This is a genomic window from Nostoc sp. WHI (assembly GCF_015714725.1).
GTDB lineage: Bacteria > Cyanobacteriota > Cyanobacteriia > Cyanobacteriales > Nostocaceae > Nostoc.
Genome location: NZ_WBKM01000239.1, coordinates 1 through 24,012, shown reverse-complemented (window position 1 = coordinate 24,012; position 24,012 = coordinate 1). Strand labels below are relative to the sequence as shown.

The following is a 24,012-nucleotide window of genomic DNA, read 5'->3' as shown; positions in this document are numbered from 1 at the left end:
ATAAGTTAAACTATCCAGAAGGATAAAAGGGTGCAAATAACAAGTGATAGCTCTGTTTTAGCGATTAATTTAGCGAAATAGAGCCGATTTAAAATGTTAAAGGCATCGCTTGAGAATAAAAAAGAAAGGTTGAGGTATGTTTTTATAATCCATAATTCCTAACACAGTATTTTCATCTACTTTTCTAAAAGAATCATTGATTGGCAGATAATCATAAATCATTGTAGCAGTCACTTTTTCTCTATACTCCATCATCCGCAGTCTGGCTTGACTTCTCTCGGTTTTAAGTAAAGAATTAATTGAGATCAGCAATGGTTTGAGAGAATCATTTTTGGGTATCGGCAATTGTAAAAGCCAGTTCATTAAAGTGGGGTTAGGCGCAACCTGAAAAATTTTTCCCTGACTATCTAAAAATAATAACGGGTGAACATTTTCAGAATCTATAAACTCCTTACCATACCAATTGGAAATTTCCAATAAACCATCCATTGGATGATTTGTATGCAGTCCAGACCCTTGCCAACGACCAAACATAAAGCCTAAATTTACGGGTTCAAGGGTGTCAAACAATTCTAAAGCTTTTTCTGTCGTAGTTTTACCCGTTTTCAGTATCAACTGATAGTTTTCTAATGTTTCCATTGTTGCTGTCCTTATACCTGTAATCTTGCCAATACGAGCTTTTAATGCTCATTCTTTTAAATTGACTATGCTTAACACAATACGCTTGGGTTAGTGATATTTAGTGTTCGGAGATCCCCCCAACCCCCCTTAAAAAGAGTGGCTATATCTCTTTTACCCCCTTTTTAAGGGGGTCGCCGCAGGCGGGGGGATCTTAACTAAACCGTATTGATGTTTAATATAGTTAGTATTTAATTGATTTACAGATTAGATTTATTCAATTTGTTGGTTTAACCAAGCCTCTAAATCAGAAATGGCTGAGAAGTCTAACAATGCCTCTCATAACGCCTCTAATTGTTCAATAGATAATCCTTGAACTCGCTCAATATTAAATGAACTAATCTCACCAAGACGCCGATTTAGTAGACGTAGAATTAAACGTTGTTCGCCTTGTTTATTCCCTTCTTGTACAGCTTGTTCCCGGTCTTGTTGATAAAGTGGTTTTAACCGCATAATTAACTCCTGCTCATCATCTTCTGAATTTTGATTAACTCGCAAGTTCTGTTGCAAGTTATAAAGTAATTCTAGCGTTGCTTTGCGAAATGGATGATTTAATGGTAATAGCTCTAATTCGTCTATTGCTTGTTTCTGTACTGTTCCTCGACCGAGAATTCTCAACCACAGAGTTTCTTGGGTGCGGGGTAACTGGTGAATAGCAACGATCGCAGTCCGCAAATACTCTGCGATAAAATGTACTCCAGGTAGCCAGTCTACTTTTTGACTTGCACCGAATCCTGATAGCAGCGTTGTGGATGCTGTTGGGGTGAGTATCCATAATTTGGGAAGTTCTAATTCTTGAATGGAAGTTTTATTTCGATTTGCTTGGCGTTGTAATGCACCTCTTACTTCTAATAATTTCAACAGACAATCACAAATTTCTTCTTTTGATGCAGCGTTACGAAAGGGTTCAAAAATGGCTGCTGTAGTTGCAAATCTTCCTAATAATCCTAGTGTTTCTAATTTAGTACTTTGTTTTGCTAAAGGAGAAAATAAAACATCGATTTCTCGAACTTCTCCTGCCACACGGCTAGAACCTTGCACTTCTCCATAAGGTTTAAGTAATTCTTCTAAATAGTCTTTCGCAAATTGGTCATGAATAAATATAGTCATTCAATTTAATTTGATAGTATTTATTCGGTTATGCAATAAGTTTACTTTTTATTCACCTGCAACCAAATCTCTAAACTTACTAATAACCAAAGTTTGACACCATAACGACCCCAAACGTCACCTCGATAATCTAGCCAGTCACGTATTAATGACTGATTGAAATAAGGCGCGATCGCACTTTTCCTACTTAACAATAATTTCCTCGCTTCTCGCTGCCAATACTTCCGAAATCCCATCTGCACAGGTACCATCATCCCACTTTTAGGACGATGAATAATTGCCTGTGGTAAAATATCTGCAACAGCTTGTTTGAGTACTGCTTTTTCTTCCACTCCCGAAAGTTTGTACTCTGGAGGAATTTGCATACTTAAATCAACTACTCGCTGATCAAAAAGCGGCGATCGCCCATGTAACCCAGCCGCTTGAGTTAAGTTATTTACTTTTGTCAAAATTTGGTCGGCTCCCTTAAATTTAATATTCATTGCCATTAATCGATTTAAATAACTGGCATCAGAATTTAAATCAGCCGAAAATATAGATGGTTCGGTTTTTATTGCTGTCCAAACTTCTGGTTTTAAAAGTTGTGGCAAATCTAATGCACACTTTTGAAAGGCAATCAAATATGCTTGCAGTGAATCTTGATTATTAATCGAACCGTATAAACTATTAATTAGCATCGGCTGATTCTTGGGGCCGCCAAAACATGGATCGCCACCCTCACCATTGAGAATAACCTGCACATTTGATCGCGCCATTCTTCCCACCAGCAAATTTGGCACCGTTAGCGGATCGCCTATAGGATCATCTAAATACGCCATTGTCTCCGGTAGGCGTTCCCACATATCTTTAAAGGTTATTTCGAGAATGTGGTGTTGAGTTTGGCAATGTTCTGCAACCAAACTAGAAAACTCTAACTCGTTGGGAGATTCAGCCCCAAAATGAATCGAGTAGGTATGGACTGGTGCATGATGAAACTTGGCTGCTAAAGCTGTAATGCTGCTGGAGTCCAGCCCCCCTGACAACAAAACACCAACAGGGGCATTTTGCGGTAAATATTCTTGAACAACTTGATCAAGTAGAGAACGCAGGCGATCGCCATGCCACACTAAAGATTGATCTGCTGCTATAATCTGCTCTTGAAGTTCCCAATAAGTATAAACTTTCTCTGAAGGCATTTCGATAACAGTTCCCGGACGCACTTCTTTTACCTGTTGCCAAAGTGTGCGTTCTCCCGGTACAAAGGCGCAACAGAGGTAATCGCGCAGCGCCACCAAATCCAGTTCTGCTGACCGATAGGGTGTGAGCGATCGCATTTTCGGCGCGATCGCCCGAATTGCACCAGTGGTAGTGTAATAGAGAGTACGGCTACCAATGCGATCGCGTCCTAGCCACAATATTTGTTGTTGACGATCCCAAACCACTAATCCAAACATCCCCACCAACAACTTTAGACATTCAAAACCAAATTTTTCCCAAAGTTGAGCAATTAATTGACAATTGTTTTCTAAAAAACCACTTGGCTCGACTCCCAATGTTTGCAGCAACTTCACGCGATTAGTTAACCACACATCCCCAACCACCACAAATTGTTTTGTGGGACTGAGTGCAAATTGTTCTGTAGCTAGTGTAGAAATAATAGCAAACTGGTCATCTCGCCACACTACATTCTCTGTCATATTATTTAATGTTCCCCAAACTACATACCAGGTAGGAATAACCTCGATAGATGAGATATTAGATTTAGGATTTTTGAAAATATTGGATAGCATATTGAGCATTCATAACAACAGCTTAAGTTGTCGTAACAACGGCTTTTAGTGATATTGCGATATCGGATGACATTCAATACAGTTCGGTTAAGGTTTTTTTATGAAAACTCTAAATCGAAAAGACGCGATTTATCGCGTCTCTTGCCTTAACCGAACCGTATTCGGCTGACAGTCTTGCACTGAGATAATCATTTTATGCGATGCCTACGGTGGTAAACTACACGCTAGTTCCCCACTGTCCAATCTTCAAACTCTAACTCAGGTATGCGAGAAAAATCTCGCTGATTCCGCGTTACCAAAATTCCATTATTAGAAATTGCAATTGACGCTATTCGTAAATCTTGCGTACCAATACGGATTTTTTGCCGCTTTAGTTCTGTATAAGAATTCATAGCTTTTCCGTCAAAATCAAGTATTCTAATTATGTTAAAAAATTCTACTCCCTGGCGCAATCCTAAATAACCCCATCTTATTCTTTCGGCTTCTGAAGACTGACGGATAGCATCCAACCAACCACGCATTTGTTCTTCAACTGTAATCACAGTGACAGCGATATCCTGAAAATTTACCTGATTTATACGTTGTTTAATCAAAGGGTGCTGCTTTTGAAAAAGCGTGAGGGTATCTGTATCTAGTATCCACAAACTCATCAAACTAAATCCTCTATAGGATTATGATTTGATTTCTGAAAAAACTCCGTACAGATCAAAGAGCATTCTTTCCCGTTGCCTCTTGCCTCTTGCCTCTTGCCTGCCTACCCAGATAAGTTCAAAAATCAAATCGGATTGCTATATATCTATTTCGGCATCGAGTTCACGGCGATAAGCTTCGATGTTTGATAACACATCCTCAAATAGAGGATTATCTTTATACATACCTGCAAATTTCATCCAAGGATGGTCTGATTTTGATGCTTCTATTTCTTGATTAACTATTTCCACATTTTGAAATCGAGTATTCACAAGTTCGTGTAAATTTTTCAGCGCTTCTTCTCTTGTTGCACTAAACACCTGACAGTCTGGTAAACCCCAAACTGTTGCTTGATATCCGTCTTCTTTTACTTCAACTAATACTGAATATTTAAATATGGATGGGGAATTGGTTGTATTTTTCAGCAAATCATTAGTCATAAAATACCTAATTTTTTTAGTTGTGGCTATATCTATTGTAAATCCGGTACAATGCCCAATCCCCAATTCCTTTTACCCCCCAAGTCTCAAATCTCTTTCCATAAGCATTTGAAGTTCGACATTCTCAACGTTAGGTATTGCTTCTAATTGAGAAATACCAGCGATCGCATCGACAATACTACCTGATTGTGCACGCAACCATGCAGCTTGAGGCGCATAGTCAAGGCTTTGCTCCACTTCGTAACCAGCTCGATTGATCACCTCGCGCTGAGACTCCACATCAACGCCTTCAGCAAAGCGGATGAAAACCAGTCCAGTTGGTACTGCTAGCAAATCATTGGGTTCTATTGTGTAAATCGGACTCAGTGTATCCGGTTCCGATTGATTTGGTTCGCCTGAAAAAACTGCGATTGCACCGTCGTTAAGTTGTAAAACTGCTCCCGATGCCACGGTGTTAGCTTGCTTGTAATGTACTGCATAGTACCCAGGCTTGCGAGTGTAGCATACAGCAGTGCTATCGCTGCCAACGCGAATTTCTTGAGGATAATCAGAAAAATAGTCTTTTTGGAATCTCACTTCAGCAATCAAGGGTAGAGAATACACCTTTAGGAAATACTCAGCCGGAAAATAAATCATCCTTCTCAAGTTGTAATGATGTTAAAGCGTTTTTCAGTGACATGAAATACAAATCTTTCGCGCGAGGATGAAGATTCGTAAAGCAATTTGACTTTAAATCCCCTCTTTTCTGGAAAGATAAATCAAAGACTTGTATAAACCTTCTAAGATTAAATTCTGTTTAAGCTTATTTTTTGATGTCGTAATACAGATATAGCACATGAAATAAACAGCATCATGAACTAAACCACATCTATGTTTGAGTAAAAGTAGTAGGAGCAGCTTTCAACTGAGCGCTCACGCCGTTCGCGTAGCGTTCCGCAGGAAAGTCTTGCTCCCTGCTAATAGTAGCTACAGTGTACACACAAGCTTTTTGACTCGCACCTTAGATGCATCGACGTGCACCTTAGATGCATCGACGTGCACCTTAGATGCATTGACGTGCACCTTAGATGCATCGACGTGCACCTTAGTTGCATCGACGTGCACCTTAGATGCATCGACGTGCACCTTAGATGCATCGACGTGCACCTTAGTTGCATCGACGTGCACCTTAGATGCATCGACTCGCAAAAATTAATTTACCCTACATTACACAGTAACTTTAAAAGATTTGTATGTACACGGTAGCCTTTGCAAGGAAAGATTAAGAGTGGTAATAGGGAGAGATGAAAAGGCATCTGACTCGTGTGTATACCGTAGGTTAGTAGTAGTGAGCAAAATACTACTAACCTATGTTTCAAAATGAACAAGGTTTAACGTCAGTTTAATAACCAATTTTCAAGATAGTTTCACTTTAAATATCTCAGGAGATTAAATTATGGTTCACGTTCGCTATGGTGGAGAGAATGGTCAACAGTATGAACTTGCTATCAGTAACGAGCACCTTGTAGTGCGTACCGAAAGCCACAGCCCCTTGATTACTGAAAGACCCTTTGAAGTTGCACCTGTATCACCCGCAGCTCGCAGCATCCTCAATCAATTTGAGTTAACAACGCGGTTTCGGCAAGCTGGTGTAGAAATATTACGAGCTAAAATTCCGACTCAGGATGCTGCTTTGCGCGATCGCGCCCGCGAAATTCTCAGCCAAGAGTCTGAAGTCCAATTTGCTGGACGTGTCCTTGTCGATCCCCAGTCAAGACAGCCTGTAATCTACACTGAAAACCTCTTCGTTAAATTTGATAATGAAGAGGAATTAAGCGTTTACCAAGAGATATTAGCACGTTACGGCTTAACAATTAAACGTAAACTTGAGTATGCACGAAATGCTTATTTTGTCAATGCACCTGCAAATACTGGTATAGCCATCTTTGACATTGCCGAGAGACTTTTGCATGAGCAATCAGTTGAACTGTGTCATCCTGAACTAGTGCGTGAAATTCGCAAACGTCAAGTTTTCCCGCAGCAGTGGCATCTTAAGCAAACAACAATTAATGGCAAGGTAATTAACGCCCATGCCAACGTTGAGGCAGCTTGGAAATTGAGCAATGGCACAGGAACAATTATTGCAATAATTGACGATGGTATGGATCTCGATCATGAAGAGTTCCGTTCCTCTGGAAAGATTGTTGCTCCGCGTGATGTCACACGTAAAACTAACGATCCAAGACCAGGAAACGACAATAACCACGGGACAGCCTGTGCAGGAGTAGCTTGTGCAAACGGCAACTTTGGTGCATCTGGTGTTGCACCAGGTGCAAAGCTCATGCCGATTCGTTTAGCTTCGGGACTAGGATCGCAGGAGGAAGCAGATGCTTTTATTTGGGCGGCTCAAAATGGTGCTGATGTCATCTCTTGTAGCTGGGGGCCAACAGATGGTGTTTGGTATGAGCCAAGCGATCCTCTACACAACCAGAAAGTGCCTCTGCCTGACTCCACACGACTTGCCATAGACTTTGCAATCAATAAAGGACGCAACGGCAAAGGTTGTGTAATTTTATTCGCGGCTGGTAATGGTAACGAAAGCGTAGATAACGACGGCTACGCCAGCTACCAAAAGGTGATTGCTGTGGCAGCTTGTAACGACTTTGGTACGAGAAGCGCTTTCAGCGACTTTGGTCAGGCAGTTTGGTGCGCCTTCCCCAGCAATAATGGTGAAAGTTCTCAAACCCCTGGAATTTGGACGACCGATCGCTCTAGTGTAGTTGGTTATAATTCGGGTAATCTAAGTTTGGGTGACGTTGGAGGCAACTACACGAACGAATTCGGCGGAACTTCTAGCTCCTGTCCAGGTGCAGCTGGTGTAGCAGCCTTGATTATTGCCAGTAACCCGAATCTGCGTTGGGATGAAGTGCGAGACATCTTTAAACGCTCCAGCGAGCGCATTGATACAGCTGGAGGTAAATATAATGCCAATGGTCATAGCCCCTTTTACGGTTACGGTCGGATCAATGCTCTCAAAGCTTTAGAATTGGCCAAGCCACGTGAAATACCGCCCATTAGCATATTCAAAGCAGTGCAAGATATCCCAATTAACGACTTGCAAACATCAACATTGTCGTTGGCGATCGCTAATACCGGCCTTGTGAAGTTCATCAAAGTTAATGTAGACATCGAGCATACTTATATTGGGGATCTTGTAGTTACTCTCCTTCCCCCAGTGCAAATAGGCGTACTTCCTGTAATTCTGCATGATCGCCAGGGCGGAGGTACAGATAATATAAAAACAACCTATGACGAAGTGAATACCCCTAAACTTGCTGCCTTTAAAGGTAAAAGTCCCCAAGGAATTTGGACTCTTGAAGTGGCAGATAAGGCTAACGTAGATACAGGAAAGATTCGGAGCTTGACCATTGAAATTGGATTTGAAGCTAATAAATAACTAAGGATAATCGGAGGTTGGGTAAAGCGATCGCGAAACCCAACTTCTACGATTATGATTCCTAATCGCTGAGTAAATACAAAATTAATTACACAATGTCATTGCGAATGGAGTGAAGCGAAATGAAGCAATCGCAATCCCAGCCCTTGCTTCTCTACGAGACGCAAGCGCGAACGCTTCTCTACGAAACGCTCCACGAGCGATCGCAATGATTGAAGATATTTTTGTACATCTACTTAAAGTCAAAACGAGATATAGCAGCTACACTCAATGGCAAAGTTCTAAAATTAAGAAGTATAAATCAATTTGAGGACGTTATGGCTGCAAAAGTAGAAATTTACACTTGGAGGACTTGCCCATTTTGTATCCGTGCCAAAAGTTTGCTGAATAACAAGGGAGTTAAATTCATCGAATACAGTATTGATGGAGATGAGGCAGCCAGAGATAAAATGTCCCAAAGAGCAAATGGACGGCGCTCTCTACCACAAATTTTCATTAATGATAATCATGTTGGTGGTTGTGATGATATCCACGTTTTAGACAGTCAAGGCAAGCTGGATAAACTACTAACTTCTAGCAATAGCGTGTAGGTTCAGAAGATACTACGATGACTAGCGACAAGCCGCTACACCCGGCAGTCGCTACAACTCAACAACCTGCTGTCTTGTTTAAAGACTTTTTCTCTACGAAACTAATGTCTGTCCACAAGATGTTAACTTCGAGGTTCTGTTCAATGGGTGCAGAATGTGGGTTATGAAGCAATACGCTTGGGTTAGTGATATTTAGTGTTCGGAGATCCCCCCAACCCCGTTAAAAAGGCTTGCTCATATCTCTTTTACCCCCTTTTTAAGGGGGTCGCCGCAGGCGGGGGGATCTTAACCCAAGCGTATTGGGTTATAAAGTCGGTAGATGGCGATTTCGCACCCGTTCGGGACTACCAGTAGGAATGGCAGCAATTAATTTTTGTGTGTATTCCTCTTTAGGTTCTTGGTAAATGCTTTCGGATGTGCCTTCTTCAACAATTTGACCGCGATTCATGACTAAAATGCGATCGCTCATAAATTTCACTACACTTAAATCATGAGAGATAAAAATATAAGTAAGCTGAAAATCTTCTTGTAATTCTTTCAGGAGATTTAATACCTGCGCCTGTACTGAAACATCCAGCGCTGAAACTGATTCATCACAGATGATAAATTTAGGATTTAATGCCAAAGAACGGGCTATGCAAATTCGTTGGCGTTGACCGCCAGAAAACTGATGTGGATAGCGGTTAATCGCATCTGCACTCAACCCCACCCGTTCTAAGAGTTCGACTACTCGCCCGCGTCGTTGTTGCTTGGTCTTACCAACGGCGTGAATTATCAATGGTTCCATCACCGCGTCCCCAACCTTCATCCGGGGGTCAAGGGAACTAAAAGGATTTTGGAAGACTATTTGCATTTCCCGTCGCAGTTTTTGCAACGCTTCTCCTTTGAGGCTAGTAATATCTTGTTTCTCAAAGATAATCTGACCACTCATCGGTTCAATTAATCGCAGCAACATTCTGGCAAGGGTGGTTTTGCCGCAACCAGATTCTCCAACTAATCCCAGTGTTTCCCCTGGTTTAACATCAAAAGAAACGCCATTAACTGCCATATTGTAGCGTTTTGTCCCACCAAACACCCCGCGCACTGGAAAACCAACTTTCAGGTTACGAATTTGCAGCAAGGGTTCTTTCTCATTGAAGTTTGCCAATCTTGCAGCAATCTCTTCGGTGGTAACTTCTATGGGTTGTGCAGGTTCTTTTGCCTGAATTACTACTTGTCCCGTTGGTGTTTCTTCTACACTCATGTAGTCGGAAACGGTGAGTAATTTTTGGGGACGGCGGTCAAGTGAGGGGCGGCAGGCGATCAAACCTTTAGTATATGGATGTTGAGGACTGTTGAAAATTTGCTCAGAAGCACCGAATTCGACAACTTTACCTTTATACATCACCGCTACTTGGTCAGCAATTTCCGAAATTAGCCCCAAGTCGTGGGTGATGAAAATCATTGCCATGTCACGGCTTTGCTGCAATTCTTGAATTAACTCCAAAATTGTGGCTTGCACCGTCACATCCAAGGCTGTAGTTGGTTCATCAGCAATTAAGATTAATGGGTTGCAAGAAATTGCCATTGCAATCATCACCCGTTGCAACTGACCCCCAGAAAGTTGATGAGGGTAGCGTTCCAGCATGGCTTCTTTGTGTTCTTTAACCAACTGTGGTAACTTTGATGGATCTAGTTTCGCTGAAGTTTCGGTATACTGCTGTTGTATCTCCTCATCGCTAGGTAGAAGTTTTACCTCTTGTAGACCTGCGATCGCAATTTGTTTTGCTTGGGATGCTGACACATTTTGATGTCGCATAATCGCTTCTGTTAGCTGAAACCCAATGTCATAAACTGGATTTAGCGAACTCATCGGCTCTTGAAAAATCATGGCAATGTCGCCACCCCGGTGTAGCTGCATTTGCTCAGGAGGCAATTTTACCAAATCGATGGAGTTAGCATTCTCCTGCGGACGAAACCAGATTTCACCGCCAGCAACTATACCGGGAGTTTGCAACAAACCCATCACAGCTAAGGCTGTAACTGATTTACCACTCCCCGATTCTCCTACTATTCCTAGAGTCTCGCCTCGATGCAGCGCAAATGAGATACCATCTAAAGCTCTGACGATGTTGTCATCACTGGTAAATTCAACTTGTAGATTGCGAACCTCTAGAACAGTTTCTCTCATAGGAGTTTGGGTATGAATATTAACTTAAAATTATTTGGATTTTAACAATAGTTTTGATGTATGTGTCGGTAAATTTGATTTTTACACTCTTTAGCAGTCTTTCTGACATCGCATACTTCCACAATATACACGCATTTGCGATGTATAACTGGCTGTGATCTCTGCAAATTGCGATCGGTTCATGGTATCCTCTATTTTCACAGTTCTAGTCTTTACATAACACCATTAGGCTTATTAGACATTCATTTCAGCCACAATCGATAAATCTATCAAACTCAAATAGGTTCCTAGCAAATAATTAGTTAGCGTGCTAGCATAACAGCAAATTAACTTTTCCCTGCAAAATGGAAAACCGAATTAACAAACGCACCCATAGCGATTACACCCAAAGCGCCGCTTATCTTCCTAAACAATTGGTTAAAAATTTCAAGCAACTCTCAATTGAATTAGGTGTAGGACATAGCGAAGCGGTTGAAGAGGCTATAAGAATGTGGTGTGATGCGGCGATCGCAAAAGTAAATCAACGTTGATGAGAAATTCGCGGTATCCGACTTCTGAACAAAATCTAACTTGTTTCATCCTCAGCCAAAACCTAACAACGTTGCTGCTAGCCATCTTCATAGTGAGACTAGATGAACGAACGGGAAATATCTATATTTTGGCTGGTGAAGAAACTGGGATTGTAATTAACCGTAATGGTAAGTGGAGATATGACGAATGAGTGAGCTTGACTTTGTGACAATGAGCAAAACCGAGCTAAAACGCTATCTGCTAGAGCATCGCAACGATACAAAAGCGTTTTACGCACTAATGGATAAAATTAACGCCGAACCAAATCCAAAGTTTTACAGCGTAGATGAGGCTGAAATGTTGGAAAATTTGATTGAAGCAAAACGGCACTCAAAAGAAAATCAGTGAAAATCAACAGGTATGGACGCAGAAACAATCGCAGACTTAACCCACTGATTAGGCGGACATGATATCACTGCGATCGCAAAACTTGATTGCTTTTTCAGTTAAAGGATCTAAATTAGCTGTAGATTCATCTGATGGCAAGAAGTAACGGGTGAAGATTGTACTGGAGAAATGCGCGATGCTATTTGGTCAGCGCGAGATAATCTAGAAACAGAGTCGTAGAAGAAATATTATGCAAGCTTACAAACTTAAGGGAAAAATCGATCCAGCAGGTAACTTAGTAATTACCGAACCAGTGAATTTACCCCCCGGAGATGTAGAAGTGATTGTCTTGCAAGTCATTGAGAAGCTTGACAATATTGCAGTCTCAGCAAGTGAACCGCAGACAGAGACACCTAAAAGACGAACTAAAATCAATGCTTTGCAAAACTGGTTTGAGAAAACTCAGCCAGCACCTCCTGATTTTGATCCAGATCAAGCCAAATGGGAATATTTAAAGGATAAACATAACCTGTGAAAGTCTTGCTTGACACCAACATAATTGTAGATATTGCCCTGGAACGACAGCCATAGGCTTTGGATTTAGAGATTAAAATAGAGTTAGTAAAGGTAGAGTTTACTTGATTAAGAGGTTCTATGATGACTTTACAAGAAATTATTAATTCTATTGAAAGTTTGCCTACAGAAGATCGAGAGTATTTATTTGAGTTTCTTCGCCAGCAAAGAATTGAGAATCGGCGGGTTGAAATTTTGGCTAATGCTCAGGAAGTGATACAGGCTTTTAAGGATGGGACAGCCAAGAGGGGAAGCGTTGATGATTTGATCGCTGATTTACTACGAGATGATGATGGAAGTTGTCTGGAGTAGTGGATTTAAGCGGTCTTTTAGGAAGATTACAAAGAAAAACCCGCAATTAAAGAATCAAATTGTTAAGGTATTAAGGCTTTTGGCAGATGATCCATTTACACCCTCTTTAAAGTCTCATAGGTTAACAGCAAATTTAGCTAGGTTGTGGTCTTGTTCTGTTGCTTATGATTGTAGAATTATCTTTAATTTCTCTGAGGATGAGAAGTTGTTAGAAATGGTTATTTTATTGATTGATATTGGCAGCCATGATGAAGTTTATTAAACTTTACTGATAATGATTCGCTAACTAGCGATCGCAGACAAAAAAATAGCACATCCCAAGGATGGCTATTTATAGAAATTATTAATTTGGCTTTTTGCTAAGTATGTGAGCAAACTGAATACACGCTCAACTACCAACCTTAGAAGGGAATATCATCTGGATCGGGTTCTTCCGCTTTTACTGCTGGATAAGTGGTTCGCTCATAATTTGTAGGTTGGGGTATGGGTTCGTAAGTTGTCGCTTGGGGAGTAACACCAACGGGATTTGTCGCCGGGGTAGGCGTTGGACGTGGTGACTCGTAACTGGGAACGTCTTTCTGTGGAGGACGAGATGCTGAAGATGGTTGTTGTGGAGAAGTTTCAGTGAATGATGGAGTTACACTTGGTGAGGGCAATGGATCAGTATTAAAACTACCTCCAACAGGTTGAATTTGTTGCACTGTTAATTCAGCGCGTTTTTCTTTAAAACCTTCTTGACGCTCAACAGTATTCATACTTAAACGTCCTACCAAGATGACGCGATCGCCTTGGTGGTAGTTTTGCTGAATTTCTGTTGCCAAATTCCCCCAGCCGACAACTTTCAGAGTGGCTGGCGGATCTTCTGGTTTCTGGGAATTGGGAAACTGCACAATCATTTCCGTGACTCCTAAATTATCCGCTGTATAGCGGAGTTGCGGCTCTTGAATAATTTCCGCCATTAAAACGCAGCTGTTCATTCAAATTACTCCTGACTGCAAAAAGTGCTGATTGAAAAAGTGGGGGTTTTTCTATGTAGTGCCAATGAATATCTAAATATGTTTAATTGTTTGCATTTTTTAATAATGTCTGAATAAATTTTCTACATCCAATCTGAGTTTTTAGTTATTTCTAGCATAAAAGCCAAGCGTGGGCGTAGCCCGTCGTAGACATCGCTTTAAACAGCATTGAGTATGCCGCTCGCCACCCTCGCTTGACTAAATGAGCATTGGATTCTGCATGGAGTAGTATGATTGTACCATCCATTCCTGAAATAGAAAAAATTCTTGGCAAAAATTAAGTCTTGACGTGAACGGCAAAAACACCGAAGGCGATCAACCTTGCCGGAAGGTCGCGTAAGATGGGTAAGCACAAGAACGTGTATTATGATAAGCGCTAAACTCTCATTTATCTTTTGTCATTAGTTATTCTCGCCTAATGCCCCCTGCCCAATGACAATAATTAACATTTGTGTCCCAAGTTGTTTTAGAAAACGTTTATAAAACTTTTTCCCCGCGTAAAGGGGAAAGCGTTGCCTTACAAACCGAACTCCCACTCAAGTCTGGGGAGAAAACTGATGCAGCGCAAGAGCGGGCGGGAAGTGTCAACGTCTTGCGGCGGATTAACTTAACGATCGCAGACGGGGAATTTATGGTGCTGGTAGGCCCTTCTGGTTGTGGTAAAAGCACCCTGCTACGGTTAATCGCCGGCTTAGAAGTGATGACTGGAGGGAATATTTGGCTAGGCGATCGCTTGATCAATGACCTACCACCCAAGGAACGCGACATCGCAATGGTGTTTCAAAATTACGCCCTCTATCCTCACATGACGGTGTATGAGAACATTGCCTTTGGGTTACGCCGCAGGGGAAGCAGGGGAGCAGAGGAGCAGGGGAGCAGAGGAGAAATTACTCCCTCATCTCAATATCTTCGGACGTGGGCTGAAAATCTCTTTGTGGGGGCGACAAGAAAGTTACCTAAAGGACTGCGCTACATTTCTGACAAGGAACGATCTGTGGATAAACAGGTGCGTAGTGTTGCTCAACTGTTGCAAATCGAAACATTGCTGAATCGCTTACCTAAACAGCTATCTGGGGGACAAAGACAACGAGTTGCACTGGGAAGAGCGATCGCCCGTGACCCCCAAGTGTTTTTAATGGATGAGCCGCTTTCTAACTTAGATGCCAAACTCCGGGCGGAAACCCGCGCCCAAATTGTCAAATTGCAGCGCCAATTGGGGACAACGACAATTTACGTCACCCATGACCAAACAGAAGCGATGACAATGGGCGATCGCATTGCGATTATGTCTGAGGGTCAAATTCAGCAAGTTGCTTCTCCCCTAGAACTTTACAACCGCCCTGCAAACCTTTTTGTAGCAGAGTTCATTGGTTCACCACCGATGAATTTTATTCCTGTAGAATTTCATGCCCCTCTGTTGATTACTCATGCCCAGTTTCGTTTCACCCTCCCAGAAGTCTGGGGAAATGCCCTACAAAAATATGATCGGAAAACTTTAATTTTAGGCATTCGTCCAGAACACTTGAACTTAAGTATGCCTGCCACCAAAAATCTACCAGTGCAAGTAGATTTGGTAGAGAATCTCGGCAACGATTCCTTTCTAGCTGTTAAGATTGCCGAACCGGGATCTCAATCTGCTACTACAGCCAATTACCTACAAGTGCGAATACCACCAGACCGATTTGTACAACCTGGTGAGCAACTATGGTTATCGCTAACTCCAGAGAAAATTCACTTTTTTGACCCGGAAACCGAGCTAGCAATATTTCCATAGAATTAATCTCCCACTCTACTTTTTTAGAAATAGATCATTATTTTCATGCACTTCTGATCTGAGAGGGACTTCAATCTCTTCAACAAGTTAAGTCGTAGTGCGTGAGAGCAAAAAATCTTTAATTAGCGATCGCACCCCAATACACCCCAACTTGAATAAGTAGAGCGGCGTGAATAATTCAAGGTTTGTAGTAAGGACTTTAGTCCTAATTTGAGGGCTGAAGCCCTCTCTACGAGACGCTACGCGAACACTACGAACTCATATCAATATTTTTTACATTACTTAATCTACTTTGATTTATTCTCACCTACTTACTTAAGTGCGATCGCACCAACAACAATAAAAACGAGAAATTCTTGCTGATAGTTTTGGATAATATTCTCCATCAACTCAAACTAAGTGCCTTACGATATCCTCACACAATATTCCAGATGATTACTGATTACAAAAATCACATCGGTAAAGGAAGGTAGAGGAAGTGAGTTTTGTGTGCATTTATGAAATTAATTCAAATACTAAAAGTAGCTGTAATTCCTGTTTTGACTGTATTTAGCTTTGTGTCTGCATCAAATACAGCCCTAGCTGACTACTTAAATAGCGAGGGGTCAGGAGGTAATTACCGTTATGAATTATGGTCTAGCGATGATAATGATGATTACTACTTGAAAATTTGGTCAAATGAAGAAGATCCCAAAAGTGACTCATACTCCACAACTGGGGAATTTCCCTCTAGTAGGGAAGCTTTAATTTATTTTGATTGCAGTTACGCAGAGAAAAATTTACCAGAATGTTCTCAATGATAACAGGACTTACGCAACTGGCACAGCGCGATCGCATTCATATATAACTTTGAACTTCTTCTAAAGCATCTTGCTAGGGTTAGCATAATTCGTAATTCGTAATTAAAGAATCAATTACGAATTACGAATTACGAATTACATTTCTGTGGGTTGATATTCTTGTTGTCTTTCGACAAACGTCTGGACACGGCTGCGGTAATTTCTTATAGTTTCATCTACCCATTCGCGATCGTTGCTATTTGCATACAAATGCACCAGGGGTTCGCTGGCATCTGGTAAAACTAATAACCAACTGTCATCATAGGGTTGACAAACTTTTACCCCGTCGATAAGTTCTAGGTTTTGGGCTGGGTGAGTTTCTACCAAGTAACGCATCAAAGCACCCTTGGCTGTCCAAGGACATCGTACTGTATAAGTTTTGTGAATTACACGGGGCAATTCTGACCGCGCCGCAGCAAGCGATCGCTCCTGTATAGTCAACATCTCAATTATCTTCGCAATACAGAACATGGAATCAAATCCCGGATGCAGTTGCGGGAAAATAAAACCAGTATCTCCACTACCTCCTATTACCACATTTGGATTTTTCTGACAAGCCTCCATTAAGGCTGTAGGATTGGCTTTGGTGCGAATCACTCTGCCATCGTGGCGACGGGCAACTTGTTCAATAGCACTGGAAGCATGAACTGGTACTACAACTGTTCCTCTGGGGTTAGCCGTCAGAATCATATCCACCATCAGGGCTGTTAACATTTCTCCACGAATTGGGAAGCCTGATTCATCAACTAAAATCAGCTGTTCTCCATTAGCCGAGACTTGCACACCAAAGTTAGCTTTCAATGCCTCTACTACATGACCTAACTGAGTCAGCAGTGCTTCCCGGTCGGTTATTGACATCGCCGTTTTATTGACACTGGCATTTAGCACCACTGCATCAGCGCCAAATTTATCTAACATTTGGGGTAAAACTGCCCCCGATACGGCATAAACGTAGTCAATCACCACTTTTGCCCGACTGTTGCGGAGTGTATGAACATGCAACAGTTTCTCAAAAGCAGTGCAGTAGCGATCCATGACTTGGCTAGGATAAGATACATCGCCAATTTCATGAATTAGCGCCCGCCGCATATCCTCCTTAAAATAAGCCCCTTCAATTTTCTTTTCCAGGGCTTTGGAGATATTAATGCCTTTGGCATCCATGAATTCAATCAAAATGTAGTCAGGGCGATCGGGGTGTACCCGCACATGGATACCACCAACTACCGACATTGTGGGTATAACCGTGCGGGCGATGGGGATAGCTGTAGCATCGAGGTTTTGAATATCAATCCCTACTGACATCAAACCAGCAATGAGCGATCGCGTCACCATTCGAGAGATGTTACGCTGGTCACGGGAAACCGTTACCTTAGAACCAGGTTTTAAGGTAGAACCGTAAGCAGATCCCAATTTAACGGCGAATTCTGGGGTGATGTCGATATTAGCTAATCCTTGTACACCGCGTTGCCCAAATAAATTCCGTTGGGCAATATTCCCCCAAATCAAGTTAATGTTTAAAATTGCCCCTGACTCAATCTTTTTACTGGGCCAAACGCGGACGCCGGGGCTAATTTGGGCTTCTTCTCCCACCGTGGAGAGCGAACCCACGACAGCAGCTTCTAATACATGAGCGCGACGGTCTACACGAGTCCCACGAGAAATCACACAGGCAGAAAGATGTGCTTCCTCGCCGATGATTGCTCCATTCCACACTATCGGACGCTTGAGACTAGCATCAGCCCCAATAGTGACATTATCTCCAATTACGGTTCCTGCCTCAATGTGCACTCTTGCCCCGATGCGGCAATTATCACCAATCACTGCTGGGGTTTCAATAACAGCCGTCTGGTCGATGTAAGTATTTTGACCTACCCATAACTCATGGGAAACTTCTTTATAGGCACAATCTAGTTGCACTTTCCGATCTAATGCGTCATATTGAGCCTCACGATAGGCATCTAAGTGACCGACATCGCACCAGTAACCTTGAGCAATGTAACCATACATTGGCTGATCTTTTGCTAGAAGTAAAGGAAATAAGTCTTTGGAAAAGTCGCATTCAGTGTTTACTGGCAGATAGTCCAAAACTTCTGGTTCGAGAATGTAAGTGCCAGTGTTGACGGTATCGGAAAAAATTTCACTACTAGAGGGTTTTTCTAAAAATCGGCTAATCCGTCCTTTTTCATCGGTAATCACCACCCCAAATTCAATCGGGTTAGGAACCCTGGTCAAAATTAAAGTAGCTTTTGACTTTTTTTGTTTGTGAAATGCGATCGCTGCCGTGAGGTCGAAATCTGTTACACTATCGCCGCTAATGACTAAAAATGTTTCATCAAGAAGTTCGGCAATATTTTTCACACAGCCTGCTGTACCCAAAGGCTGGTCTTCTTCTACAGCGTATGTCATCTGAACGCCAAAATCATTGCCATCTTGAAAATAGTCTCGCAAGACATCAGGTAAATAATGCAATGTAGCAATAACTTCTGTAATTTGATGTTTTTTGAGAAGATTGATAATATGTTCGGCAATTGGTCGATTGAGAATGGGCACCATCGGTTTGGGTAGATCGCAAGTTAACGGGCGAAGCCGCGTTCCCGAACCGCCTGCCATCAATACTGCACGCATAAATAATCCTCCTTAGCTATTTACAGCATTCGCTGCTTTAAAATGTGTGAGATATATTTTGTTCTTCTTTCTCTAGTCTCCTATGGATATCGATATTTGAGGAACTTCCACAAGAGGCATCTGCGGATAACTAAGTATATTTACTTGTTGAATCAGCTTATTTGTCCAGAGAAAATCAAAAAGATAAGTGCAAGAATTATTAATAGACAGAACCCAGCAAGAAATCAACTTGCACAACTTTTAATTTTTTCTATGATTTCGCTTTCTCCCATTCTCCAAGCTAGACTGTCCCAACCCCTGAAAATTGGCTCGTTCGAGGTAAAAAGTCGGGTTCTCCAGTCGCCTCTATCTGGGGTGACTGATCTGGTATTTCGCCGTCTGGTGCGTCGCTATGCCCCAGATTCGATGATGTATACCGAAATGGTCAATGCGACAGGGTTGCATTATGTCAAGCAGTTACCCAAAATCATGGAGGTAGATCCAAACGAACGCCCAATTAGCGTTCAACTATTTGATTGTCGTCCAGATTTTCTGGCAGAAGCAGCAATAAAGGCAGTTACAGAAGGTGCTAATACTGTTGATATTAATATGGGTTGTCCGGTAAATAAAATCACTAAAAATGGTGGCGGTTCTTCGTTGTTGCGACAACCAGAAGTAGCAGAGGCAATTGTGCGGGAAGTAGTAAAAGCTGTTGACGTTCCTGTAACAGTAAAAACCCGTATTGGCTGGAATGACAACGAAATTACTATTCTCGATTTTGCCAAGCGGATGGAAGATGCCGGGGCAAAAATGATCACAGTACACGGACGCACCCGCGCCCAAGGATACAATGGCAATGCTCGTTGGGAATGGATTACCCGTGTAAAAGAAGTGCTTTCTATTCCAGTGATTGGAAATGGAGATATTTTCTCCGTTGAGGCGGCGGTGAGATGTTTAGAACAAACTGGCGCTGATGGCGTCATGTGTTCCCGTGGAACTTTGGGTTATCCCTTTTTGGTGGGAGAAATTGATCACTTCCTGAAAACTGGGGAGATATTACCACCACCAACCCCAATTGGGCGTTTGGAATGTGCAAGAGATCATTTACAAGCCTTATGGGAATATAAAGGCGATCGCGGTGTACGTCAAGCTCGTAAGCACATGACTTGGTATGCTAAAGGGTTCGTTGGTGCTGCCGAACTCCGAGGACAGTTAAGTGTAATTGAAAGAGTAGATCAAGGTTTGGCAATGATTGACCAAGCAATTGAAAAACTGGCTAATGGTTATGAATTAGAGGAAGAAGCCCAAGATAATTTGGTAATGATTTAAAAAAGATCGCTCAGAAGTCAAATTTTACTGTGGTGGGGGGAGGCGATCGCTTATGGGTTTACAATCAATTTTTTAACGTAAGATAAAACTGGTAGCACAACGCGAGATTTCATGGCGATAAGATTTATTCTGAGCGACTATGTTGACCAAGCGATCGCCCAGGCAATTTATGACAAGTTAGAAGATGGTACATTTACAGGTAGAATTCCTGTTTGCAAAGGAGTGATAGCCTTTGCATTGACTTTGCGCGAGTGTGAAGATGAATTACGCTCAACGCTGGAAGACTGGATTTTGCTTGGGTTAAAGCTGGGACATTCTCTACCAGTAATTGATAATATTGACCTCAACAAGGAGCCGAGCCTTGAGCCGATGGATACCGTGTAAGCGTTGGGATTTTGTGAAGAAATTACGACGGATTGGGTTTGAGGGGACTTATTCTGGAACAAGACATCAATTTATGGTTTATGGCCAACATCGTCTAACTATTCCCTCTAATGATGAGTATTCTGTACCGCAATTGCGGATGATGATTCGGGAAGTTGAGGTGATTTTAGAGCGGGAAATCATGATAGATGAATGGAATAGCCTTTAAGATTTACCAAGAAGCGATCGCTATTCATGTATTTTAATGAGATTTAGGAGAGCGATCGCCTTTACAACACCATCATTCCACCTCAGAACACGAAACTCCGAGTTCAGAACACGAAAGGCCGAGCTTGGAACACGAAACTCCGAGCTTGGAACATGAAAGGCCGAGTTCAGAACACGAAACTCCGAGCTTGGAACACGAAACTCCGAGCTTGGAACATGAAAGGCCGAGTTCAGAACATGAAACTCCGAGCTTGGAACATGAAACTCCGAGTTCGGAACACGAAACTCCGAGTTTAAGCGATCGCTTTCTGGATTAGTCAATAGACGTTATCCTGAAGTAAGGAACTTCTGTAAGGAACGTGCGTAATGGCTAGTGCGACTATCACTACCAAAGGACAGGTAACTATTCCTAAAGAAATTAGGGATTATCTTAACCTTGATGCAGGTAGTAAAGTTGATTTTGTCATTGATGAAAATGGAATAGTCAAACTAATTCCCCTAAATATCCCTATCCAAAGTTTATCCGGGATTTTACACCGTCCGGGGATGAAAAGCGCAACTTTAGAAGAAATGGAAGCCGCAATCCAAGAAGGCGCAAGTGATTGGACTTGATACAAATATTTTAGTGCGCTACCTGACAAAAGATGATGAAAAGCAGTGGATGCAAGCTGCTGAAATTATCGAAGGGGGAGAGCAATGTTTTGTTGCTAATATAGTTCTTTGTGAATTGGTTTGGGTTCTACGAAATAAACCTTATCAATTTAGTAGGGAAGAAATTAGTAATACCATAGATTTGATGCTGCAATGTGGGAGCATCTCAGTTTTGCAAATATACCAGATGAGAAAAAAGATTCTTGCTCCCTCTCCTTAGTAAGGAGAGGGTTGGGGTGAGGTTTTACAAAGCTTTTTACGAAAGTGAGATGCTCCCCTGCAATGTTCTGTATTTGAGTTAGAAAATCGCTCTTTAGTTTATCAAGCATTACAAAGATTTAAGCAGGGAAGTGCAGATTTTTCTGATTATTTAATTGGTGTAATTGCTCAACATTCTGGTTGTAGTTCAACAGCAACTTTTGACAGAAAGTTGAGAAGCGAAAAGGGATTTGATTTATTTGAGTAATGCTGACATCTAAATCAAGCGTAGGCGTAGCCCGTCGTAGACATCGCTTGTTGATTTACACTTTAAACTAAAGCGAACTAGGCTTCATCTTGATATTCTTTGACTTTGGCATATAAACTGGCAACTGTTTCTTCTGCAAACAGTTTTTCTTTGAGTTGCAAATAATCGCCTTCACCTAGTTTACAAACTGCCCAAAATTTGATTATCTTCGATGGTTCTAAGTGGCAGTTAAAAATTAGGTAATAAACCAGCTTGTTTACAAATCTCATTAGCAGTAATCCGATCAATGGTACGATGCCGTTTTACAGGAAGAGTTTTTAGATCATTAGTATAAATGGAATGATTTCCTCCTTCCCTTAATAAATAAAAGCCATTTTCTTCTAAGTATTTAATTAGCTCTTTTCGTTTGACTGACACACTCAAACCTCTATAGGAATTTGTTCAAGCAAAGAACCACCTATGGGAATTTCTTTATTTTGTTGGCGATAGGCAAGAACCATTTCTTTCGTTGCATCTTGCAACATAGCTCTGCATTCTTCTATGGTTTCTCCTTCTGTGATGACTTCTTGCCATTCAATGAGTTGTCCCATATATCCGCTATTAGTTTTTGTATATTTTGCAGTGTATGTAATTAACATTTCTGTGTTTGTGAAGATAATTATATGATTTATCGTAGCTGATTTTTTGTTGGGGAAAACATCGCTTTCCATCATTCACAACCACATAGTAGCGATCGCTTGTTGATTTACACTTTAAACTAGAGCGATCGCCCTCACAACACCATCATTCCACCTCAGAACACGAAACTTAGAGTTCAGAACACGAAAGGCCGAGCTTGGAACACGAAAGGCCGAGCTTGGAACACCAAACTCCGAGTTCGGAACACGAAAGGCCGAGCTTGGAACACGAAACTCCGAGTTCAGAACATGAAACTCCGAGTTCGGAACACGAAAGGCCGAGCTTGGAACATGAAACTCCGAGTTAAAGCGATCGCTCTTTTCAGTTTGATTACGGTATGCTTTGCCCAGAAGTTAGATTTTACTGTGGTGGGGGGAGGCGATCGCGTAAATATGCTAAATTTTCACGAACAGTAACACTATTAGGATGATTTACCCCTAACCGTTGCTCACAAATATCCAAAGCTTGGATGTAAAGGGGTTCGGCTTCGCTGTATCTGCCTTGGGAATCGTAGAGTCCCGCTAGGTTGTTGAGGCTAGTGGCGACATCTGGATGTTCTTCTCCCAGCAGCTTGCGCCTGAGTGCTAAAGCTTGGATCAAAAGGGGTTCTGCCTCGCTGTATCTGCCTTGGGAGTCGTAGAGTGACGCTAGGCCGTGGAGGCTAGCAGCGACATATGGATGTTCTTCACCCAGCAGCTTGCGATAGAGTGCTAAAGCTTGGATCAAAAGGGGTTCGGCTTCGCTGTATCTGCCTTGGGAATCGTAGAGTCCCGCTAGGTTGTTGAGGCTAGTGGCGACATCTGGATGTTCTTCTCCCAGCAGCTTGCGCCTGAGTGCTAAAGCTTGGATCAAAAGGGGTTCTGCTTCGCTGTATCTGCCTTGGGAGTCGTAGAGTGACGCTAGTCCGTGGAGGCTAGCAGCGACATATGGATGTTCTTCACCCAGCAGCTTGCGATAGAGTGCTAAAGCTTGGATCAAAAGGGGTTCGGCTTCGCTGTATCTGCCTTGGGAGTTGTAGAGTAACGCTAGGTTGTTGAGGCTTAGGGCGACAGATGGATGTTCTTCACCCAGCAGCTTGCGCCTGAGTGCTAAAGCTTGGATGAAAAGGGGTTCGGCTTCGCTGTATCTGCCTTGGGAGTTGTAGAGTAACGCTAGGTTGTTGAGGCTAGTGGCGACAGATGGATGTTCTTCACCCAGCAGCTTGCGATAGAGTGCTAAAGCTTGGATCAAAAGGGGTTCGGCTTCGCTGTATCTGCCTTGGGAGTTGTAGAGTAACGCTAGGTTGTTGAGGCTTAGGGCGAAATCTGGATGTTCTTCACCCAGCAGCTTGCGATAGAGTGCTAAAGCTTGGATCAAAAGGGGTTCGGCTTCGCTGTATCTGCCTTGGGAGTTGTAGAGT

The 24,012-nt window shown here is 42.1% G+C and carries 29 protein-coding genes and 1 pseudogene; 16 read left to right on the top strand and 14 right to left on the bottom strand.

Annotated features, from left to right (window positions below):
- Window positions 1-96: 96 nt before the first annotated feature.
- From F8S12_RS24320 to F8S12_RS24295, 6 genes are all read right to left on the bottom strand, one after another.
- Window positions 97-639, bottom strand: coding sequence for a DUF4334 domain-containing protein (locus F8S12_RS24320; protein ID WP_196518880.1), 543 nt, complete (start codon window positions 637-639; stop codon window positions 97-99).
- A 318-nt stretch (window positions 640-957) separates the two neighbouring features.
- Window positions 958-1,788: a DUF4351 domain-containing protein gene (locus F8S12_RS24315; protein ID WP_196518879.1), complete on the bottom strand. Its 831-nt coding sequence runs from the start codon at window positions 1,786-1,788 to the stop codon at window positions 958-960.
- A 41-nt stretch (window positions 1,789-1,829) separates the two neighbouring features.
- Window positions 1,830-3,557 carry an asparagine synthetase B family protein gene (locus F8S12_RS24310; RefSeq protein WP_196518878.1) on the bottom strand — a complete coding sequence of 576 codons (1,728 nt, stop codon included), beginning with the start codon at window positions 3,555-3,557 and terminating at the stop codon, window positions 1,830-1,832.
- A 224-nt stretch (window positions 3,558-3,781) separates the two neighbouring features.
- Window positions 3,782-4,207, bottom strand: coding sequence for a type II toxin-antitoxin system VapC family toxin (locus F8S12_RS24305; RefSeq protein WP_230968236.1), 426 nt, complete (start codon window positions 4,205-4,207; stop codon window positions 3,782-3,784).
- Between the two features lie 138 nt (window positions 4,208-4,345).
- Window positions 4,346-4,687: a type II toxin-antitoxin system HicB family antitoxin gene (locus tag F8S12_RS24300; RefSeq protein WP_196518876.1), complete on the bottom strand. Its 342-nt coding sequence runs from the start codon at window positions 4,685-4,687 to the stop codon at window positions 4,346-4,348.
- A 72-nt stretch (window positions 4,688-4,759) separates the two neighbouring features.
- Window positions 4,760-5,323, bottom strand: coding sequence for a hypothetical protein (locus F8S12_RS24295; protein ID WP_196518875.1), 564 nt, complete (start codon window positions 5,321-5,323; stop codon window positions 4,760-4,762).
- Window positions 5,324-6,122: 799 nt separating this feature from the next.
- On the opposite strand from F8S12_RS24295, the gene F8S12_RS24290 reads away from it, so the two are divergent.
- Both F8S12_RS24290 and grxC read left to right on the top strand, forming a co-directional pair.
- A complete protein-coding gene (locus tag F8S12_RS24290) occupies window positions 6,123-8,123 on the top strand; it encodes a S8 family serine peptidase (protein ID WP_196518874.1) in 2,001 nt (666 codons plus the stop codon).
- 317 nt (window positions 8,124-8,440) lie between these two features.
- Window positions 8,441-8,713, top strand: coding sequence for a glutaredoxin 3 (grxC, locus tag F8S12_RS24285; protein ID WP_196518873.1), 273 nt, complete (start codon window positions 8,441-8,443; stop codon window positions 8,711-8,713).
- 304 nt (window positions 8,714-9,017) lie between these two features.
- Here grxC and F8S12_RS24280 read toward each other — a convergent pair whose 3' ends face one another.
- On the bottom strand, window positions 9,018-10,883 hold the full coding sequence (locus tag F8S12_RS24280; protein ID WP_196518872.1) for an ABC transporter ATP-binding protein: 1,866 nt from the start codon (window positions 10,881-10,883) through the stop codon (window positions 9,018-9,020).
- 344 nt (window positions 10,884-11,227) lie between these two features.
- Between F8S12_RS24280 and F8S12_RS24275 the strand changes: the two genes are divergently transcribed.
- The 6 genes from F8S12_RS24275 to F8S12_RS24250 all read left to right on the top strand — a co-directional run bounded on the left by F8S12_RS24275 (window position 11,228) and on the right by F8S12_RS24250 (window position 12,927).
- Window positions 11,228-11,413 (top strand): ribbon-helix-helix protein, CopG family, encoded by a 186-nt coding sequence (locus F8S12_RS24275; protein WP_196518871.1) that lies wholly within the window; start codon window positions 11,228-11,230, stop codon window positions 11,411-11,413.
- Window positions 11,413-11,604 carry a DUF6888 family protein gene (locus F8S12_RS24270; RefSeq protein ID WP_196518870.1) on the top strand — a complete coding sequence of 64 codons (192 nt, stop codon included), beginning with the start codon at window positions 11,413-11,415 and terminating at the stop codon, window positions 11,602-11,604. The genes F8S12_RS24275 and F8S12_RS24270 overlap by 1 nt, the downstream gene beginning before the upstream one ends.
- Complete coding sequence (locus F8S12_RS24265; RefSeq protein ID WP_196518869.1) at window positions 11,601-11,801, top strand: DUF6887 family protein; 201 nt, start codon at window positions 11,601-11,603, stop codon at window positions 11,799-11,801. Before F8S12_RS24270 ends, F8S12_RS24265 begins: the two co-directional genes overlap by 4 nt.
- A 229-nt stretch (window positions 11,802-12,030) precedes the next feature.
- Window positions 12,031-12,315: a hypothetical protein gene (locus F8S12_RS24260; protein WP_196518868.1), complete on the top strand. Its 285-nt coding sequence runs from the start codon at window positions 12,031-12,033 to the stop codon at window positions 12,313-12,315.
- 119 nt (window positions 12,316-12,434) lie between these two features.
- Window positions 12,435-12,665, top strand: a complete 231-nt coding sequence (locus F8S12_RS24255) for a hypothetical protein (protein WP_196518867.1) — start codon at window positions 12,435-12,437, stop codon at window positions 12,663-12,665.
- On the top strand, window positions 12,640-12,927 hold the full coding sequence (locus F8S12_RS24250) for a type II toxin-antitoxin system RelE/ParE family toxin (protein WP_331001437.1): 288 nt from the start codon (window positions 12,640-12,642) through the stop codon (window positions 12,925-12,927). The genes F8S12_RS24255 and F8S12_RS24250 overlap by 26 nt, the downstream gene beginning before the upstream one ends.
- 139 nt (window positions 12,928-13,066) lie before the next feature.
- On the opposite strand, the gene F8S12_RS24245 is transcribed toward F8S12_RS24250, so the two are convergent.
- Both F8S12_RS24245 and F8S12_RS40910 read right to left on the bottom strand, forming a co-directional pair.
- Window positions 13,067-13,642: a single-stranded DNA-binding protein gene (locus F8S12_RS24245; protein WP_196518866.1), complete on the bottom strand. Its 576-nt coding sequence runs from the start codon at window positions 13,640-13,642 to the stop codon at window positions 13,067-13,069.
- 316 nt (window positions 13,643-13,958) lie between these two features.
- Window positions 13,959-14,036: pseudogene (locus F8S12_RS40910) on the bottom strand (FAD-dependent monooxygenase); the annotation flags it as partial.
- Between the two features lie 96 nt (window positions 14,037-14,132).
- Here F8S12_RS40910 and F8S12_RS24240 point away from each other — a divergent pair.
- Together F8S12_RS24240 and F8S12_RS24235 are read left to right on the top strand one after the other, a co-directional pair.
- Window positions 14,133-15,455, top strand: a complete 1,323-nt coding sequence (locus F8S12_RS24240) for an ABC transporter ATP-binding protein (RefSeq protein ID WP_196518865.1) — start codon at window positions 14,133-14,135, stop codon at window positions 15,453-15,455.
- A 497-nt stretch (window positions 15,456-15,952) separates the two neighbouring features.
- The gene (locus F8S12_RS24235; RefSeq protein ID WP_196518864.1) at window positions 15,953-16,255 is read left to right on the top strand and encodes a hypothetical protein; all 303 of its coding nucleotides are present in this window, start codon (window positions 15,953-15,955) and stop codon (window positions 16,253-16,255) included.
- Window positions 16,256-16,390: 135 nt separating this feature from the next.
- Here F8S12_RS24235 and F8S12_RS24230 read toward each other — a convergent pair whose 3' ends face one another.
- On the bottom strand, window positions 16,391-18,919 hold the full coding sequence (locus F8S12_RS24230) for a mannose-1-phosphate guanyltransferase (protein ID WP_196518863.1): 2,529 nt from the start codon (window positions 18,917-18,919) through the stop codon (window positions 16,391-16,393).
- Window positions 18,920-19,171: 252 nt separating this feature from the next.
- On the opposite strand from F8S12_RS24230, the gene dusB reads away from it, so the two are divergent.
- From dusB to F8S12_RS24200, 6 genes are all read left to right on the top strand, one after another.
- Window positions 19,172-20,227: a tRNA dihydrouridine synthase DusB gene (dusB, locus tag F8S12_RS24225; protein ID WP_196518862.1), complete on the top strand. Its 1,056-nt coding sequence runs from the start codon at window positions 19,172-19,174 to the stop codon at window positions 20,225-20,227.
- Window positions 20,228-20,338: 111 nt separating this feature from the next.
- The gene (locus F8S12_RS24220; protein ID WP_230968235.1) at window positions 20,339-20,611 is read left to right on the top strand and encodes a type II toxin-antitoxin system HicB family antitoxin; all 273 of its coding nucleotides are present in this window, start codon (window positions 20,339-20,341) and stop codon (window positions 20,609-20,611) included.
- Window positions 20,589-20,819, top strand: coding sequence for a type II toxin-antitoxin system HicA family toxin (locus F8S12_RS24215; protein ID WP_196518861.1), 231 nt, complete (start codon window positions 20,589-20,591; stop codon window positions 20,817-20,819). Before F8S12_RS24220 ends, F8S12_RS24215 begins: the two co-directional genes overlap by 23 nt.
- Before the next feature lie 124 nt (window positions 20,820-20,943).
- Window positions 20,944-21,135 carry a hypothetical protein gene (locus tag F8S12_RS24210; protein ID WP_196518860.1) on the top strand — a complete coding sequence of 64 codons (192 nt, stop codon included), beginning with the start codon at window positions 20,944-20,946 and terminating at the stop codon, window positions 21,133-21,135.
- A gap of 49 nt (window positions 21,136-21,184) precedes the next feature.
- Entirely contained in the window at window positions 21,185-21,430 is a 246-nt protein-coding gene (locus F8S12_RS24205; protein ID WP_196518859.1) for an AbrB/MazE/SpoVT family DNA-binding domain-containing protein, read from the top strand.
- Entirely contained in the window at window positions 21,417-21,689 is a 273-nt protein-coding gene (locus F8S12_RS24200; RefSeq protein ID WP_331001436.1) for a type II toxin-antitoxin system VapC family toxin, read from the top strand. Before F8S12_RS24205 ends, F8S12_RS24200 begins: the two co-directional genes overlap by 14 nt.
- A gap of 323 nt (window positions 21,690-22,012) precedes the next feature.
- On the opposite strand, the gene F8S12_RS24195 is transcribed toward F8S12_RS24200, so the two are convergent.
- The 4 genes from F8S12_RS24195 to F8S12_RS24180 form a co-directional block, all read right to left on the bottom strand.
- Entirely contained in the window at window positions 22,013-22,204 is a 192-nt protein-coding gene (locus F8S12_RS24195) for a hypothetical protein (protein WP_196518858.1), read from the bottom strand.
- Window positions 22,164-22,352, bottom strand: coding sequence for a type II toxin-antitoxin system HicA family toxin (locus F8S12_RS24190; RefSeq protein ID WP_196518857.1), 189 nt, complete (start codon window positions 22,350-22,352; stop codon window positions 22,164-22,166). Before F8S12_RS24190 ends, F8S12_RS24195 begins: the two co-directional genes overlap by 41 nt.
- A gap of 2 nt (window positions 22,353-22,354) precedes the next feature.
- Window positions 22,355-22,648, bottom strand: coding sequence for a type II toxin-antitoxin system HicB family antitoxin (locus F8S12_RS24185; RefSeq protein ID WP_230968233.1), 294 nt, complete (start codon window positions 22,646-22,648; stop codon window positions 22,355-22,357).
- Between the two features lie 325 nt (window positions 22,649-22,973).
- Window positions 22,974-24,012, bottom strand: a 1,039-nt coding sequence (locus F8S12_RS24180; protein WP_196518856.1) for a tetratricopeptide repeat protein, incomplete at its 5' end; no start/stop codon positions are given.

Excerpts from the sequence above, each read along its gene's own strand:
- F8S12_RS24255 (WP_196518867.1), top strand. The coding sequence starts at position 12,435 with ATGATGACTTTACAAGAAATTATTAATTCTATTGAAAGTTTGCCTACA.
- F8S12_RS24195 (WP_196518858.1), bottom strand. The coding sequence starts at position 22,204 with ATGAGATTTGTAAACAAGCTGGTTTATTACCTAATTTTTAACTGCCAC.
- F8S12_RS24320 (WP_196518880.1), bottom strand. The coding sequence starts at position 639 with ATGGAAACATTAGAAAACTATCAGTTGATACTGAAAACGGGTAAAACT.
- F8S12_RS24220 (WP_230968235.1), top strand. The coding sequence starts at position 20,339 with ATGGCGATAAGATTTATTCTGAGCGACTATGTTGACCAAGCGATCGCC.
- F8S12_RS24230 (WP_196518863.1), bottom strand. The coding sequence starts at position 18,919 with ATGCGTGCAGTATTGATGGCAGGCGGTTCGGGAACGCGGCTTCGCCCG.
- F8S12_RS24205 (WP_196518859.1), top strand. The coding sequence starts at position 21,185 with ATGGCTAGTGCGACTATCACTACCAAAGGACAGGTAACTATTCCTAAA.
- F8S12_RS24185 (WP_230968233.1), bottom strand. The coding sequence starts at position 22,648 with ATGATGGAAAGCGATGTTTTCCCCAACAAAAAATCAGCTACGATAAAT.
- F8S12_RS24295 (WP_196518875.1), bottom strand. The coding sequence starts at position 5,323 with ATGATTTATTTTCCGGCTGAGTATTTCCTAAAGGTGTATTCTCTACCC.
- F8S12_RS24260 (WP_196518868.1), top strand. The coding sequence starts at position 12,031 with ATGCAAGCTTACAAACTTAAGGGAAAAATCGATCCAGCAGGTAACTTA.
- F8S12_RS24310 (WP_196518878.1), bottom strand. The coding sequence starts at position 3,557 with ATGCTATCCAATATTTTCAAAAATCCTAAATCTAATATCTCATCTATC.
- F8S12_RS24250 (WP_331001437.1), top strand. The coding sequence starts at position 12,640 with ATGATGATGGAAGTTGTCTGGAGTAGTGGATTTAAGCGGTCTTTTAGG.
- F8S12_RS24280 (WP_196518872.1), bottom strand. The coding sequence starts at position 10,883 with ATGAGAGAAACTGTTCTAGAGGTTCGCAATCTACAAGTTGAATTTACC.
- F8S12_RS24300 (WP_196518876.1), bottom strand. The coding sequence starts at position 4,687 with ATGACTAATGATTTGCTGAAAAATACAACCAATTCCCCATCCATATTT.
- dusB (WP_196518862.1), top strand. The coding sequence starts at position 19,172 with ATGATTTCGCTTTCTCCCATTCTCCAAGCTAGACTGTCCCAACCCCTG.
- F8S12_RS24235 (WP_196518864.1), top strand. The coding sequence starts at position 15,953 with ATGAAATTAATTCAAATACTAAAAGTAGCTGTAATTCCTGTTTTGACT.
- F8S12_RS24275 (WP_196518871.1), top strand. The coding sequence starts at position 11,228 with ATGGAAAACCGAATTAACAAACGCACCCATAGCGATTACACCCAAAGC.
- F8S12_RS24245 (WP_196518866.1), bottom strand. The coding sequence starts at position 13,642 with ATGAACAGCTGCGTTTTAATGGCGGAAATTATTCAAGAGCCGCAACTC.
- F8S12_RS24290 (WP_196518874.1), top strand. The coding sequence starts at position 6,123 with ATGGTTCACGTTCGCTATGGTGGAGAGAATGGTCAACAGTATGAACTT.
- grxC (WP_196518873.1), top strand. The coding sequence starts at position 8,441 with ATGGCTGCAAAAGTAGAAATTTACACTTGGAGGACTTGCCCATTTTGT.
- F8S12_RS24315 (WP_196518879.1), bottom strand. The coding sequence starts at position 1,788 with ATGACTATATTTATTCATGACCAATTTGCGAAAGACTATTTAGAAGAA.
- F8S12_RS24305 (WP_230968236.1), bottom strand. The coding sequence starts at position 4,207 with ATGAGTTTGTGGATACTAGATACAGATACCCTCACGCTTTTTCAAAAG.
- F8S12_RS24270 (WP_196518870.1), top strand. The coding sequence starts at position 11,413 with ATGAGAAATTCGCGGTATCCGACTTCTGAACAAAATCTAACTTGTTTC.
- F8S12_RS24265 (WP_196518869.1), top strand. The coding sequence starts at position 11,601 with ATGAGTGAGCTTGACTTTGTGACAATGAGCAAAACCGAGCTAAAACGC.